The 14,246-nt window shown below is 38.7% G+C and carries 24 protein-coding genes; 23 read left to right on the top strand and 1 reads right to left on the bottom strand.

Going from position 1 to position 14,246, the window contains the following annotated elements; genetic code table 11:
* The first annotated feature begins 143 nt into the window (after positions 1–143).
* From C4533_05250 to C4533_05165, 18 genes are all read left to right on the top strand, one after another.
* Positions 144–338, top strand: a complete 195-nt coding sequence (locus C4533_05250) for a hypothetical protein (protein RJP29207.1) — start codon at positions 144–146, stop codon at positions 336–338.
* Between the two features lie 417 nt (positions 339–755).
* Positions 756–1,049 carry a hypothetical protein gene (locus tag C4533_05245; protein RJP29206.1) on the top strand — a complete coding sequence of 98 codons (294 nt, stop codon included), beginning with the start codon at positions 756–758 and terminating at the stop codon, positions 1,047–1,049.
* Positions 1,049–1,255 carry a hypothetical protein gene (locus C4533_05240; GenBank protein RJP29205.1) on the top strand — a complete coding sequence of 69 codons (207 nt, stop codon included), beginning with the start codon at positions 1,049–1,051 and terminating at the stop codon, positions 1,253–1,255. The genes C4533_05245 and C4533_05240 overlap by 1 nt, the downstream gene beginning before the upstream one ends.
* Before the next feature lie 136 nt (positions 1,256–1,391).
* Positions 1,392–1,583 (top strand): hypothetical protein, encoded by a 192-nt coding sequence (locus C4533_05235; GenBank protein ID RJP29204.1) that lies wholly within the window; start codon positions 1,392–1,394, stop codon positions 1,581–1,583.
* Positions 1,584–1,598: 15 nt separating this feature from the next.
* Complete coding sequence (locus tag C4533_05230) at positions 1,599–2,219, top strand: hypothetical protein (GenBank protein RJP29203.1); 621 nt, start codon at positions 1,599–1,601, stop codon at positions 2,217–2,219.
* Positions 2,220–2,530: 311 nt separating this feature from the next.
* Positions 2,531–3,625 (top strand): IS30 family transposase, encoded by a 1,095-nt coding sequence (locus tag C4533_05225; GenBank protein RJP29202.1) that lies wholly within the window; start codon positions 2,531–2,533, stop codon positions 3,623–3,625.
* A gap of 132 nt (positions 3,626–3,757) precedes the next feature.
* Positions 3,758–3,976, top strand: coding sequence for a DNA-binding protein (locus tag C4533_05220; GenBank protein ID RJP29201.1), 219 nt, complete (start codon positions 3,758–3,760; stop codon positions 3,974–3,976).
* Positions 3,977–4,018: 42 nt separating this feature from the next.
* Positions 4,019–5,374: a hypothetical protein gene (locus C4533_05215; GenBank protein ID RJP29200.1), complete on the top strand. Its 1,356-nt coding sequence runs from the start codon at positions 4,019–4,021 to the stop codon at positions 5,372–5,374.
* A 4-nt stretch (positions 5,375–5,378) separates the two neighbouring features.
* Positions 5,379–7,640: a GAF domain-containing protein gene (locus C4533_05210; protein ID RJP29199.1), complete on the top strand. Its 2,262-nt coding sequence runs from the start codon at positions 5,379–5,381 to the stop codon at positions 7,638–7,640.
* Entirely contained in the window at positions 7,633–8,010 is a 378-nt protein-coding gene (locus C4533_05205) for a response regulator (protein ID RJP29198.1), read from the top strand. The genes C4533_05210 and C4533_05205 overlap by 8 nt, the downstream gene beginning before the upstream one ends.
* Positions 8,007–8,369, top strand: coding sequence for a response regulator (locus C4533_05200; GenBank protein ID RJP29197.1), 363 nt, complete (start codon positions 8,007–8,009; stop codon positions 8,367–8,369). The genes C4533_05205 and C4533_05200 overlap by 4 nt, the downstream gene beginning before the upstream one ends.
* A gap of 5 nt (positions 8,370–8,374) precedes the next feature.
* Positions 8,375–9,259: a response regulator gene (locus tag C4533_05195; protein RJP29196.1), complete on the top strand. Its 885-nt coding sequence runs from the start codon at positions 8,375–8,377 to the stop codon at positions 9,257–9,259.
* 2 nt (positions 9,260–9,261) lie between these two features.
* Positions 9,262–9,453: a superinfection immunity protein gene (locus tag C4533_05190; GenBank protein ID RJP29195.1), complete on the top strand. Its 192-nt coding sequence runs from the start codon at positions 9,262–9,264 to the stop codon at positions 9,451–9,453.
* 6 nt (positions 9,454–9,459) lie between these two features.
* On the top strand, positions 9,460–9,705 hold the full coding sequence (locus C4533_05185) for a hypothetical protein (GenBank protein RJP29194.1): 246 nt from the start codon (positions 9,460–9,462) through the stop codon (positions 9,703–9,705).
* 17 nt (positions 9,706–9,722) lie between these two features.
* Complete coding sequence (locus C4533_05180; GenBank protein RJP29193.1) at positions 9,723–10,607, top strand: response regulator; 885 nt, start codon at positions 9,723–9,725, stop codon at positions 10,605–10,607.
* The gene (gene acpP / locus C4533_05175; protein RJP29192.1) at positions 10,604–10,855 is read left to right on the top strand and encodes an acyl carrier protein; all 252 of its coding nucleotides are present in this window, start codon (positions 10,604–10,606) and stop codon (positions 10,853–10,855) included. The genes C4533_05180 and acpP overlap by 4 nt, the downstream gene beginning before the upstream one ends.
* Before the next feature lie 2 nt (positions 10,856–10,857).
* Entirely contained in the window at positions 10,858–11,217 is a 360-nt protein-coding gene (locus C4533_05170) for a response regulator (protein RJP29191.1), read from the top strand.
* 22 nt (positions 11,218–11,239) lie between these two features.
* Positions 11,240–11,632 (top strand): response regulator, encoded by a 393-nt coding sequence (locus C4533_05165; GenBank protein ID RJP29190.1) that lies wholly within the window; start codon positions 11,240–11,242, stop codon positions 11,630–11,632.
* An 18-nt stretch (positions 11,633–11,650) separates the two neighbouring features.
* Here the strand turns inward: C4533_05165 and C4533_05160 are convergent, their stop codons facing one another.
* Positions 11,651–12,271 carry a hypothetical protein gene (locus C4533_05160; protein RJP29189.1) on the bottom strand — a complete coding sequence of 207 codons (621 nt, stop codon included), beginning with the start codon at positions 12,269–12,271 and terminating at the stop codon, positions 11,651–11,653.
* Between the two features lie 122 nt (positions 12,272–12,393).
* On the opposite strand from C4533_05160, the gene C4533_05155 reads away from it, so the two are divergent.
* Genes C4533_05155 through C4533_05135 form a run of 5 tightly spaced genes read left to right on the top strand, consistent with a single transcriptional unit; the run spans position 12,394 to position 14,146 of the window.
* Positions 12,394–12,858: a response regulator gene (locus C4533_05155; GenBank protein ID RJP29188.1), complete on the top strand. Its 465-nt coding sequence runs from the start codon at positions 12,394–12,396 to the stop codon at positions 12,856–12,858.
* The gene (locus C4533_05150; protein RJP29187.1) at positions 12,833–13,030 is read left to right on the top strand and encodes a hypothetical protein; all 198 of its coding nucleotides are present in this window, start codon (positions 12,833–12,835) and stop codon (positions 13,028–13,030) included. The genes C4533_05155 and C4533_05150 overlap by 26 nt, the downstream gene beginning before the upstream one ends.
* 45 nt (positions 13,031–13,075) lie before the next feature.
* On the top strand, positions 13,076–13,264 hold the full coding sequence (locus tag C4533_05145) for a hypothetical protein (GenBank protein ID RJP29186.1): 189 nt from the start codon (positions 13,076–13,078) through the stop codon (positions 13,262–13,264).
* Complete coding sequence (locus C4533_05140) at positions 13,251–13,442, top strand: hypothetical protein (protein ID RJP29185.1); 192 nt, start codon at positions 13,251–13,253, stop codon at positions 13,440–13,442. Before C4533_05145 ends, C4533_05140 begins: the two co-directional genes overlap by 14 nt.
* Positions 13,433–14,146, top strand: a complete 714-nt coding sequence (locus tag C4533_05135; GenBank protein ID RJP29184.1) for a response regulator — start codon at positions 13,433–13,435, stop codon at positions 14,144–14,146. Before C4533_05140 ends, C4533_05135 begins: the two co-directional genes overlap by 10 nt.
* Positions 14,147–14,246: the final 100 nt, after the last annotated feature.

Below are 14,246 nucleotides of genomic sequence, written 5' to 3'. Positions count from 1 at the left end.
GGTTTTGTTTGGGACGGGCGTGCGGTAGCCTTCGAGGGGGTTGTTGAAAAAGGTGCCTCTTAGGCCACCGCCCGCCGCGAGCGTTAAGTGCTTGGGGGTTAAAGTTATTTTTAAAGAATTCGTTAAAGGAAAGGACGGAAAATATGAAAGTCGATAACTGGTTAAAAGAATTGCATAAGCAGATTAAAAACTTCGATGATTTAGCTTTGGACAGCGATATCAAAATGGCTGATATAACGCTTGGGTACGTTGATGTGGAAGGCTCAATTCATTACCACATAATTGAATACCGGGCAAAAGGGTTTGAGAATAAGAAAATCTTAAACCAGCCTAAATAAAAGCAAAGCTCAAGAAGAGAGCGGATAGTTGGGAATTCAGTTTTTCCACGGTTCCGCGCTTTTTGTCCATCCTCAAATTTTCTTCCTGTTTTTCCTTGTCTTCAAGTTACGCCTCTTTCTTCTTCTCCGCCGTAAAAATAGCCCAAGATTGACTTTTGTGCAAGAAAATCCTTGAGAATAATTCGCCTCTACCTTGCACTTGTGGTCTGCCTCAAGATGCAAGGTATCAGAAGTATTCTGCCCCTTCGGGGAGTCTCAATTTTTCTCAAGGACTCCCAGGAAAGCTCACTCCTTGCGTCGTTTGCTTTCGGGCATACCTGTTTTCTTGACAAAAGACCGTGATTTTTTGGGTTGCCTTAAAAATCACTTCAAATCATTGGGCTTGGATTTTTAGGCGTCAAAAGAAAGGAGGCTTACATGAGCCAAGTAAAAAAAGAAGTATTAAAGAAAAACGAAAAATTTGAGGATGGGGTGCTGCGCGCGGATGCCTGTATGGAAAGGTATTCAAAGCCGCGTAATTCTCAATACAGAACGTATCAAGAGGATCTTCCGGAGCAGGCATTTGGCCTATCCGCTCTCTGGGAAGAAAGAAATCTAATGAAGAACGTTTATAAGCTTATGGCTAAAGGCATTAAGCCAAACGGCTCTGAAAGCTTGGAAGCCTTTGTTGAAAAGCATAAGGATTTGCTTGACGAGGGAGGTGATTTCTAATGCAGGAAATTAAAAAGATTACAGATCAAGTAACCGAGAAGTTGACCATGGGTCAGATCGAGAGAATCTGGCAGCAGGTTGACGCGAGAAAAGAAGATGATACAAATCAACTTCGCCTGCAGGTTTTCTGGTTTGCAGGGGTAGAGGTTTGGGTAGTAAACGAGGGAGGTGTCATCACGATGATGTTCCCTAACGAGGAGGTCTAAAAATGTGGATACAAAGAGACAAATTAACCAAAGAAATAACTTGGAGCGAAGTCCAGGATTGGATAGTAATCGACGGCGTATTGTGGGTTGAGGTTGCCGACGAGCCGAAGGAGGTGAGCGCAGAATGTATAGTCCGGTGTTAAGCGAGACAATGATCAAGACGCTTTACAGGTTAAAGCAATCGCAAGGAAAACCAATGACTGTGATAGTTGAAAAGCTGCTGTTACGGTCCATGGCTTCTTTGGATAAAAGGCCAGTTTGCGAGAAATGCTCAAGCGAAAATAACAATGATGATTGCAGGAACTGCTATTTTTCCTGCATTAGGTAAAAGGAGATAAGACAAATGGGATACACTCATTATTGGTACAGGGAAAGGGAAATTGATCAGAAAGATTTTGTTAATATAGTGGATGATTTCAGGAAAGTTTTGCCTAAGATGCAGGAAGCAGGCGTTATTTTAGCAAACGGGCATGGTGAGGGTCAGCCGGTAATTAATTATGATAGGGTATGGTTTAACGGCTTATCTAAGTGCGGCCACCCAAAGAATGAAGCAATTACTATTCCCTGGCCCACAAAGAATGCCGGTGGAATCGCCAATCCTTTTATAGAAGACGCGCAGAAAGGACATTGGTTTGCAGGAGCCGAGATAGAGAAGCGGGTTTGTGATGGGGATTGTTCTTACGAGACTTTTCTATTTGATAGAATATTAAACCTGTCCGATTACAGCGAACCAAAAAACGGCAGATATTTTGACTGTACGAAAACTGCTTTTCGGCCGTACGATCTAGCAGTGATAACTTTTCTGATTATAGCCAAGCACTACCTGAAAGATAAAATTAAAGTTGTAAGCGATGGAGAAGACTGCCATTGGTTTGACGGGAAGATATTATGTCAGATGGAATTGGGGTATGGGTTTAGCTTTATTATGGGAAAGGAGCTATTGGAAGCAGATAAAATAGCATAATTTCTTGTTAGATTTGGCTACTTTCTGCGTCAGTTATATTAGGAGGTGGCACAATGAGATATAGAAAAGTTCCAAAATCTTTGATTACGGAAACAAAAAGAATAATCAGACTCCATCATTTTTTGCGATATGATTGCGGGTTGAAGGTAGCAGATGAATTAACCGTCAAAGATTTTAAAGTATTGCTCAGTATAATAGCAAGAATAAAGATTGTAAACTGAAGTGCGACAAGAAGAGTTAAAAAAAGCTCCACAGATCAAAGAAAAACTGTTACTTTGTAAGTTCTCACACAAACAAAGAACAGGAGATCTATGGAGCGAGACTATTGTAGCACAAAGAAGAGGTATGCGCATTTAAAGGAGTCAGAGCGTTACAAGATTGAAGTATTGTTGGCAGACCGTAAAAAAGTAGCAGAGATCGCAAAATTGCTTCGCCGGAACAAAGCGACGATATACCGGGAGATCGGGCGAGGCGCAGTAGCGCGGCTACAGTATGATTTGTCAGAGAAAATAACATATCGGGCTCATGTAGGGCAGGCAGAGTATGAAAAGCGAGGGCGTAACAAAGAACGGTCATTAAAGATCGGCAGAGATAAAGAACTGGAAGAATACATTCGGGTGAAACTGATAGATGAACGATTCTCTCCTGACGCGGTTATCGGTGAGATTAAGGTTAGCGGACGAAAGTTTACCGGAATGATCTGCACAAAGACGTTGTATAACTATATAGATAAAGGGATTTTTTCGGGCATAAGCAATAAGGATTTATGGCAGAAGCGCAACAAGAAACGCCGAAAGTATCGTCCAGTCGGTAGGGTGAGTCGGACGAACCGGATGTGTCGAAGCATCGAGAAGCGGCCCTTGGCGGTTGAAAAGCGCCGTGATTATGGGCATTGGGAAGGCGATACGATAAAAGGGCCCAGGAGATCAAAAACTAGCCTTATCACGCTGACCGAGCGAAAGAGCCGCGAAGAAATTATTATAAAAGTGGCGCAGGCTTCGCAGGAGGCGATAAAAGCAGCGATTGATGAACTGGAGCGTAAATACAGCCAAGGCTTCAAAAGTAAGTTTAAGTCTATAACCTTTGATAATGGTGCTGAATTTTTAGACTGGAGATCGCTGGAAATCAGCATTTTTGATAAAAGACGCAGAACAACAATCTACTTTGCTCATTCATTTAGTTCTTGGGAACGCGGCACGAATGAGAATCACAACCGGATGATCCGTAGATTTATCCCCAAAGGCACGGATATCGCCGACTTTAAGGAGTCACAGATTAAAGACATAGAAGGTTGGATGAACGCTTATCCAAGAAAAATTCTGGCGTATAAGACGCCTAAGCAGGTGGCTGCTGAGTACTTGCAAAGTAACAGCTTTGATCGGGAATTAAAATTTTGTCGCAATTAGAGTTGCAATTCGCCGTATAATAGCAAGAAAGAGAAATTCTTTGACTTATTTAAGATAGTTTGATATTATATCTGCTGATATACGGTAATAATCGAATTATGACGCATCTTTACCGATAGAAGAGAGGTAGATATGGAAGAAAAATTTATGACTCTTGAGGAAGTGTGTCGTTATGTTAAGCTTTCGAAACCTATGGTATACGTCCTTCTCTCTAAACATCGTATCCCAGCGGCAAAAGTAGGTAGGATATGGCGGTTCAATAAAGACTCGATTGATAAATGGATGGCCGAGAAGGAAAGGTATTATACCCATGAAAAAGGACGCAGGAAAACAGATGTTGTTTCAAGATAATACTGCAATCATTTAAACTATAAATAGAAGGAGAGATAGCTAATGAAATACAGAGAATCAGAAAAAAGGATTTTTCCTAGGATTGACGCAGAACTTCCGATACAAATAAGTCCAGAATTTATTGGTACAACTGTTGACTTAAGCGAGGTCGGGTTTAAATTCATTTTACAAAAACCATTACTTTTAACTAGGGCTAAGGCTAAAATAAAACTTTCTGCAGAAGAATATATTGATACGGAATTTAAGGTAATATGGAACAAGCATTTACTTTCTGATGGTAAATTTACTTATGGGGCATGTTTTATAAGACTAAAGGAGAAGGATTTAGAAAACCTTCGTACCATTTTAATCAAAAATAGTCTTAAATCGCTATTAAATAAGGTAGGTGATAAAAAGACTCAGGATTTGATTTCTAATTTCTGGAATGTAGATTTTAAAGATTATATGAATAAATTAGTCAAAATGGCACAATCTTTAGAACAGGGTGAAGACAAAGAGAAAATTTATAAGGAGATAGTTACTATTAACGATAATATCGTGCAAAAAGGGGACGAATTAGAAAATCAGTTAAATAATAAAATACTGATTAAGAAGGTTAAGAAGGCTTTCAGGGAGATTTGTGGGCCATGGGTTTATAAGGCAGAGATCGTTAAGCATGCTTTTGAGAAACCCAGAGGCTATCCTGGGGATTATAAATTAATAGAAATAATTTATGATAACAAGCCTCTATCATCGGCTTTAGGATATTGTTATGATAAATATTTATTAAGTAATGCTTATGCTGTAGCAGTAAGAAACCGAGAAAATGAAATGGGGAAAATATTAAGGGATTTTATCATTAAGGAAGTACATTTACCAAAGATTAGAATTTTAAATATAGCTTGTGGTTCTTGTCGAGAAATAAAGGAGGTGCTATCTGACTCAAAATTGTTGCTCAAGAACAATGTTTCCTTTTCATTAGTTGATCAAGATGAAGAAGCCCTAAAATTTTCAGAAGAGTCCTTAAACGAAGTTGTTAACAAGGTACCCCTTCATTTTTTTCAGCACAACGTATTAGATTACATTAATCAAAATAGCAAGTATTCTGAGATCTTAGGTAAGTATGATTTAATCTATAGTATAGGATTAGCCGATTATCTCCCTGATAGAGTTTTAAAAAATTTAATAAGCTTTTGTTTTAACTTGTTAAATTCTAAGGGTAGATTAATTATCGCACATAAAGATGTAAGCAAATATAAACCTTTACCGCCTGATTGGTGGTGTGATTGGAGTTTCTATCCGCGAGAAGAGAATCATCTGTTAAATCTAATAGTTAAAAGCGAGATAGATGGTTTCGATATAAAGATTTCTAGAGAGCCAAGTAATATAATATTATTTATAACAATTCAAAAGGTCTAAAATAATGTCATTTTTAGGATTTACAGGGGCAATAAACTTTATTACCTGTCTTGCGGTTTCAATTCTTATCGTTATTAAGAATATAAAAAACCCACTGAATCGCAGTTTCTTTAACCTAAATTTAAGTGTTGCTCTTTATAGTTTTGGTTATTTCTTTTGGCAATTAGCTAAAGAAGAATCACAGGCTTTATTATGGTTTAAAGTGTTATTTGTGGGTATAATTTTAATAAATATTACCTACCTATACTTTGTTTTCTATTTTCTAGGGTTAATTGAGGAAAAAAGAAAACTTCTGCGAGTGCTTCTTCTTATCAATATATTTTTTATTATATTAAATCTTACCTCAAGATTATACACTGGTCTTGCTCCTCGCTATAATCTTGGTTTTTGGCCAACCCCAACTTTTTTCTTTCATCTCTATTTGATTTTTTGGTTTTGGCAATGTTTATATGGATTCTATTGGTTAATAGTTAAACTTCGGGAAAGCGTTGATATTAAACGAACGCAAATTAAATATTTTACTATATCGGCTATGCTCGGTTTCGCTGGAGGCGCCACAAACTGGCCTATGTGGTATAGCATCCATCTGCCTCCTTATTTTAATATAATGATTAGTTTCTATATAGGAATTGTAGCATATGCTGTATTTCGTTATCGCTTGGTAGATCCTAATGTTGCTTTGAGTCGAATTGGAGTTTTCATATCCGTCTATCTATTGGTTTTAGGCATACCTTTTGCAATTACGGGTTTTGGGAAAAATGTGCTAATAAGTTTATTTGGAAATAGTTGGTTCTGGTGTCCTTTAATTATTTTCTTTATTTTGGCTACAGTAGGACCATTTATTTTTATATATTTAACTAGTCGTGTGGAAGCTCGTCTTCTTGCAGAAAAACGCAAACGTCAGGATAATCTCCGAGAGCTTTCTTCCTACATGATGCGCTTTACTAGGATTAGAACCTTGCTGGGATTGATTGTTCATAATGTTTTAAAAATCTTGCAATTAAAGCATGCTGCCTTTTATCTTCTAGAGAATGATCCTCTTAAAGGTAAACAGTTCAATCTGGTTTCCTATTATGCTGTTCCGAAAATAGATGGTTTACCTAAAAATATTCCCTTTGATTCTGTCTTAGCTGATAAGCTCTTTACAGAAAAAATAGCGATTGAATATGGAGAAATTAAGCATAAGATCGTTTCAACAACAAACCATGCCCTTGTGCCTCTCGAAAACGAATTGATAAAATTTAAAGCCAATATTGTTATTCCCATCCTTCTTCGTCTTGAATTGGTTGGTTTTCTTATTCTTGGCGGATCAAGAAACGATGAAACCTTCACCAAGGAAGAAATTAACGTGCTTCAAGTACTTTCCAATCAGGCAGCGCTTGCTATCGAGAATGCTTCATTCTGGCAAGGGGAAGAAGACAGAATAGTTGAATCTTCCAGAGAACAGGCTGTTTCGGACGTATCCTTCGGCGCCGGGCACCAGTTTAACAACCGGCTCTATGCCATATCTATGACCTGTGACGGTATTTTCGATATGCTCGGAGAGAGGAATGTTTGCGATCTTTCAGATGCGGAAGCAAAGCAGATCCTGCAGAAATCTCTTCCTAAGCTTAAAAAAATCTCCGATGAGTGTCAGTATGGAGGCGAGATAACCAAAGGAATAATGAGTCTGACCGGAACTACGCCACCGAACTTTGAGGAATTCGATCCATCTTCAATTATTAATTCAAGCCTCGAGCTTGTAGAAATGAAACACTCTCAGGATAAAATCGAAGGCAAACGTCCACCAGTTGATATTTCCTGTCAAATTGATAAAAACTTGCCTTCGGTATTTGGCTCAGACGCCCAAATAAGAGACTGCGTATTCAACTTGGTAGATAACTCTTTTGATGCTGTATATGAAAAGATTGACAAAATCAGAGTGAGAAATCCTGAACTTAAATGGCCTGAAAACGATTCCTATGCTCCCCATATAGAATTAAAAGCCTTTGTAAAAGATAACTATCTTATCATAAGCATTACTGACAATGGCATAGGTATAAAAGAGGAAGACAAAAGAAAGATATTCGCCGGTTATTACAGTAGCAAACCCACAGGGCTACAAGGGTACGGCAAAGGAGGTCATGGCGTTGGTCTATTTGTTGTAAAGAAATTTATTCTTGCCCATAAGGGGAAGATTGATTTTGCCTCTGAATACGGACAAGGAACAACTTTTACCATAGAGTTACCTTTATTAAAAACTAAGGAAAGCAAAAATAATGCTTAAACTCTTGATCGTAGAAGATTACGAGCTTATTTTGAATGAAATGGCTGATAACTTGGCTAATCAGGGCTATGCGGTGTTAAAGGCAGCGACAGGGCAAGCGGCAATAGATCTAATTAAGGAACAAAATCCGCAGATTATCATCTTAGACCTTAATTTAAAAGATATGTCAGGTCTACAGGTATTAAGAGAAGCGAAAGCATTTAATCCAAAAATATGCGTGATTGTATTAACCGGATTTGACGTGGAAACGACTAAGGAAAAATCTTTTCAACAAGGGGCGGATTATTTTCTGGTAAAGCCGATTCCTTTGGCCAAACTAAAAGAGTTTATTGCTCAAGCAGCAAAAACTGTCTCCAACAACAGACAATGAAAAAATTATTCATTGTTGATGATGAAGCAGAAGTAACAGAGGTTCTCAAAAGCCATTTTCAAAGAAGGGGCCTGGAAGTATATTCTTGTTCTTCGGGAGAAGAAGCGGTAAAATTATTGTTGGAGAAGCAGCCGGACTTAGCGCTTCTTGATTATAAGTTAGAAGGCCCGATGACCGGCCTCGATGTTTTAAAAAAGATTAGAGAATCTGGCTCTACTGTTAAGGTGATTATCTCAACAGGTGCGCTTGAGGATAAAGTTAAAGAAGAAGCAATTACCATGGGAGTAGAAACTTTTCTGAACAAGCCTCTTACAATGAGCACGCTTGATGAGGTGGTTGAAAATAACCTTAAAGATTAAAAACTATGCCTAAAAAGATATTAATTGTTGACGATGAGAAGCTTGTTACCGAAACCTTGGCGGGTATGCTGCAATTAAGAGGATACCAGGTTTTACAGGCTTTTGACGGGGAGACCGCACTCGCACGACTCAAGGATTCTGCTCCTGATCTTGTACTTCTTGATATGAAGCTTCCCGGCATAGACGGTTTAGAGGTATTAAAAACCATCCGTAAAGATTACCCTGGTATGTTTGTCGTGGTAACTACTGGCTATGACTCGCAATATAAGAAAAAAGTAGATCAGATAGGCTCAGACGGTTTCTTTGTAAAGCCAGTTCTGGTCAGTGACATTAAAGAAAAGATTGAAGCGCTGTTCAGTAAAGGCGCAGCCCCGACCATAGGGTCTAAGACTACAGCTACCCTAGATAAAGAACCGGTAGTAAACGAAAAGGATCTCCCGGAAGACAAAATTATCCCTAAGGCAAAAATACTGCTTATCGAACCCAGGGAAATGCTGGTTGGTTTACTGGAGGAATATTTCTCAAACAAGGAATGTACCCAGGCGGAATACGAAATAAAATGGTTTGGCATGGTTGAAGACGCCAAACATCTTGATTCCATTCATCATTTTCAGCCGGACATTATTCTTTTTGACGTTGCCCTCGTGGGGCTTTTCGGAGAATTTGCGGCAAGCCTAATGGATTTTCCTTATCCGCCCAAAGAAATTATCCTTTTTGGCGATCCAGCCATGAAATGGGAGGAGGCGGATAACTTGATTAAAAGGGGACTTGCATATGTAGCTACGCCCCTGGATCCTAAATATATGCTTCCGGATAAAGAGATCTTAGAAAAATTAAGCGACTCATTAAAGAGAGCTTGTATAAAACATAAGCTATACAGAGAGATCTAAATATGTTATTTCAAAGCTTTGGTTTGCCGGAACTATCGCTGATTATTTTGGCTATTGTGTTATACTTTCTACCGACTTTAGTTGCGGTATTAAGAAACCATAAGAATAAACTTGCAGTGTTTTTACTGAATTTTCTTTTAGGGTGGACCGGCTTAGGCTGGGTTGTATCTTTGATATGGTCGGTAATGAAATAAGGTATAATGGAAGAGAATAAAGAGGTTCGTAAGATTCCTGATTTGAACCATGAAGCTGCAAACCAGCTTAATGGCGTTTGCGCTGTGTCTGGATATTTACTAGATATAATTAAAGACCGTACGGATCTACCAGGAAATTTGAAAGATGAGTTTACAAAAGGTCTGAAGATTATTGAAACCAAAGCGCAGGAGGCCGCTGGTGAATTAAATAAAATAAAAGAGACATTACAGTCGAGGAATCAATACCTTTAGGATGGAAAGGAGTAAGGATGGCTGAAACAAGGAAGATTTTAGTAGTAGACGATGAGAAGGAAATAAACGAGACCTTAAGCGAAGTATTAACAAATAGGGGCCACCAGATGTTTTCTGCATTTGACGGCGATGAAGCGATTAAGATAATTAAAGAGAACAATATCGACCTTGTGCTTTTGGATATGAGGATGCCTAAGGTTGACGGTATAGAAGTAATCAAGGCTATAAAACAGCATAGCCCCAAAACCAGGATCATGGTTATTACTGGTTATGCGGATACATTCTTGCAAAGGGCTAAAGAATTGGGAGTAGACGGTTTTTTTGTAAAACCAGTGCGCTTAGATGCGATTATCAAGCGGATGAGAGAGCTTCTAGAGGTAAAAAGGCCGCCTTCTTGGTCATGGAGGGCAAAAGCCGAAGAAATAGGAGGCCATGTTATTAAAGCTAGGATCCTTTTTATAGAAGACTCTAAGCCTTCTTTGCCGCTTGTCCCTTTGGATGATTTAATCCAGACTGGCAAGGCGCAGCTTGAAACGCGTTTCATTTACACCCAGGAAGAGGCAAGGGAGAATATCAAAGAATTTAAGCCGGATATAGTGATTCTGGCTATGGTTGTACCACTAAAAAAGACTGATGAATTAGGTTCAGGTACATTTGATCTTTCTGATGAGATTTTAGAGTTACAGGGAAAGGGCATAGTCAAGGCTCTCATTGTCCATTCAAGAAGGGATGTCTTAGAGCAGGAACACAAGGATAAACTGGATCAGCTTTATGAAGAGATGAAGGATGTGCCGGAAATGCAGCTTGATGATTTCAGCCCCCAGGGCAGGCGTAGGCACATAGAGAAATTAAAAGCCAGGATTATCGAAACTTGTATTGAAAACAAACTTTTTGCAAAATGAGCCCATATAACGAAACTACATTTCTTAAGGTAAGTTCCATTATCTCCGAGCAATTAGGGGTGGATAAGGACAAGGTTAAAATCGATTCTGATTTAACCGAAGAACTCGGGATGGATAGCTTAGACAGCGTAGAGTTGGTTATGGCTTTGGAAGAGGCGTACGGAATCGAGATACCCGATGAGGATGCAGAAAAAATAAGGAAAGTTTCCGATATCCTTGACTACTTGATTAAAAGGAAGATTCAATAACTATGGCAAAATTGTTGATTATTGATGATGATAGAGAGACGGTTGTTTATTTGAAAGGTTTCTTCAAGACAAGAGGCTGTCATATTTTGGCCAGTTTTACCGGAGAAGACGGCCTTGTAAGTTTTGAAAAGGACAAGCCGGATGTCGTACTTTTGGATATCAAACTTCCTGGCATAAACGGCTTAGAAGTGCTAAAGCGCATAAGAGAAAATGACAAGCAAACGCCTGTGGTAATGTTCACTGCTCTTGGCGATGAATCGACGCGTAAGGAAGCGCAGGATCTCGGAGCAAATAATTATATCAAGAAACCTTTTAATATGCTTGAGCTTGAGGGAGTGGTGGCTAAGCTGATTTATAAGTAAGTTTGATAAGCCGGAGGATGTTATGAATATACCAAAGATTATTATTGCAGATGATGAAGATGGATTGCGTCAAACCCTGAATAAATTTATCTCAGAAAGGCTCCATTGTGAGCTTTATGAGGCTTCCAACGGTTACGAGGCCTTGACGCATCTAAAAGAAAATGGCTGCGACCTTATGCTTTTGGATTATAAGATGCCAGGGATTTCAGGCTTAGAAGTTTTGAAAGAAGCAAAAAAAATAGTTCCAGATGTGATTGTTTTTGTGATCACAAAGTGGGATAGTGCCGAAGTTTCAAAAGAAATCCAGGACTTAGGTGCCGAATATATTCCCAAACCACTTGCTTTAAAGTTACTCATGGCGAAAATCCAGGAGAAGCTTAAAGCCATAAACAAATACCATCCGGTAGTGCCTTAAATCCTTACCTATATAATGCTATCTGTATTTAGGAGACTGTATAACCAGGCAGGTTGATTTTCTTTTTGAAGTATTTTCAAAATAGTGAGGGTAGGTGCTTTTGAACCAGAAAGGCTTGGAGGTTTTCTGGAGTTCGTGTCTTTCTATCCCGTTTTCAGTAGTAATTACGCAGGTAATCTCTCCGCGCTGCGGGTAAACCCATTTTATAAAATTCCCTTTCTCAATTGGATCCTGCTCAGTAAGCGTTTTTGCTTTAGGATGTAACACTAACTTTATGGGCAGGAAATCCACGTCTTTAGTCAAGACATCAAAATAGGCATTTTTGGAATACTCATAGCGGTCAACTTCAATATCCTCATCAGTTCCTTTTTTTATTTCTATAGGAGCTATGTCCAAAGAAGCGGCGATTTGGAAGAGAGAGGATTCCCTTATTTTTGTGAGTCCATGCACAGTCCTGTAAAGAGTTAAATACGTAATGGCTTCGTCTCCAAATAACTCTTTAACCTTTCTATGCAAGACAGCAAGGTTTAGCCTATTTTCATCAATCAATAATCTTATCTTTTCGTGAATTTTCACCTTTAAATCCTCCAATTTAATTCTATCTTTAAGAACCTGTTTTGTCAAGAGAAATTTTATCATTTATTGTATAAAGATAAAATATATGTTAAATAATATTTGCACCTTTTGTAGTATTATCTTATAACACTATGTATAGCAGATATTTATATCTATTTATCATATTTATCAGTAAACCTTGACAAATGATAAAGTGTGTGTTATACTTCTGCTGTAAGTTAAAAAAGGTACTTAAAGGAGCCAAAATGGATCAAGCTAAATTAAAACTTTTAATTGTGGATGATGAGAAAGAAGTCTGCGAATACACCGCTTCTCATTTAAAACGTAAAGGCTACGATGCTTTGGTCGCAAATGCTCCGGAAGAAGCAATCACTGTTATTAAAGAACAGAATCCAGATCTAATGATTCTAGACATGAACTTGCCTGGCATGAGCGGAGCAGATCTATTGAAAATAGTCAGGCAGTTTAATACATCGGTTAAAGTTATTATGATATCCGGTTACCCTTTAGATATTCAAAAGGATCCGCAATTCAGTGGATTAAATATTTCAGAGTTTATGCAAAAACCTGTTCCTCTTAGCGCCCTTGACTCAATGTTGGCGAAAATAACAAACAAGGAGAAAGATGGACATACACAAATTGATTCATGATACATGCGAAGCTACAAAGCATCTTCCTTTCTTAATCGGTTTGGCCGGTTCCATAAGGATTATGCCTAAGCAGAATTCGCGCGAGCAAATTGGCGACCTGGGGGATGTACCAGGGGATAATATCTTGCCAAAAGAGATATTAAATTCCCTAATCTCTCGCAGGAGCCTCTAGGTCGCTTTAAATTTTTCTTTTTGCCACGGAGAAAGGAAAGATGCGATGGTAAAAGTCAAATGCAAAATCTGTGGCGAAGAGGGTTATACCGCGGCGCCAAAAGTATTGAAGTGCGAATGCGGAGGGAGCTTTAGAGTGATTCGCGAGAAAAGAGAAGACAGGATCACAACGGTGGACCGCAGCATCTTAGATTTATTTAACTTCTCTAACCTTATAAATTATGGAAATAATTGAAGCCCTGATTAAAAAAGAAAACCATTCAAAAGAGGAATTCGACACTTTGGTTGTCCAGGTGAATTCGCATTATACCCGGCAATTAAAAAATACTGTTGTGCCGCAGCACTGCGGCTTATGCAGCATATTCCGTTTTTGCAAGATTATTAATCATAAGCTTATTTGCCCATGGACTTAAAGTCAAAATCAGTTCCAATTATGAGAAAATGCAGTATAATAAAAGGCGAGATGGAAGAAAAGCCAAAATTATTAGTTGTGGATGATGAAGTTGATATACGCGAGTCTTTGGTTAATCATTTTTCGCGGCGTAACTTTACGGTTTCTGCCGCGAGTACCGGAGAGGAAGCGCTTAGATTAATTAAAGAGAATAAACCCGATTTGGTTATTTTGGACATGAAGCTTGAGGGCAACCTAGAGGGTAAGGATGTCTTACGAATCTTGCGTGAAACCGATAAAGACACAAAAGTAGCCATGGTCACAGGCGCAGTCCTGTCTGAACAAGAAATGCAGGATATAGCTGATTTAGGTATAGTAGATTTTGTACATAAGCCGGTAGATATTCATACGCTGGAAGTTCTTATTAAAAAAGTATTAGAGCGCAGTTATCCAAAGGCAGTCAAATTCGAAGTAATAATGTCTAAGGAGCCGGGAGAAGATACTTCTTTAAGGCGCCTTGCTCATGATCTCTCAAATATTTCAAGCGATATCATCAATAAATGCGAACTCTACACACTTGATGAAGAGGAAGGCCTAAATAAAAAGAAGAGTGAGAAAGAACGCCTCGCCGAAACAACGGATATCTTAAAAGCGGTCTTAAAACATAAAGAGCGGCTTGTTGATATAGTGCAAAAATTATCTTCGCTTGCGAAGAAAGAAACATAGATTTTTCTTGTTAAGCGGGAGGAGGACCTGCTTAACAATTTTTCAAGAGTTACGGCATTGCCACGGATTCCTTAAAATAAGGAATGTGCCGGACTGAAAC

The sequence above is a fragment of the Candidatus Omnitrophota bacterium genome, assembly GCA_003598025.1.
In the GTDB taxonomy this organism is placed as follows: Bacteria; Omnitrophota; Gorgyraeia; order Gygaellales; family Profunditerraquicolaceae; genus Profunditerraquicola.
This window is presented reverse-complemented; position numbering and strand designations above follow the sequence as displayed.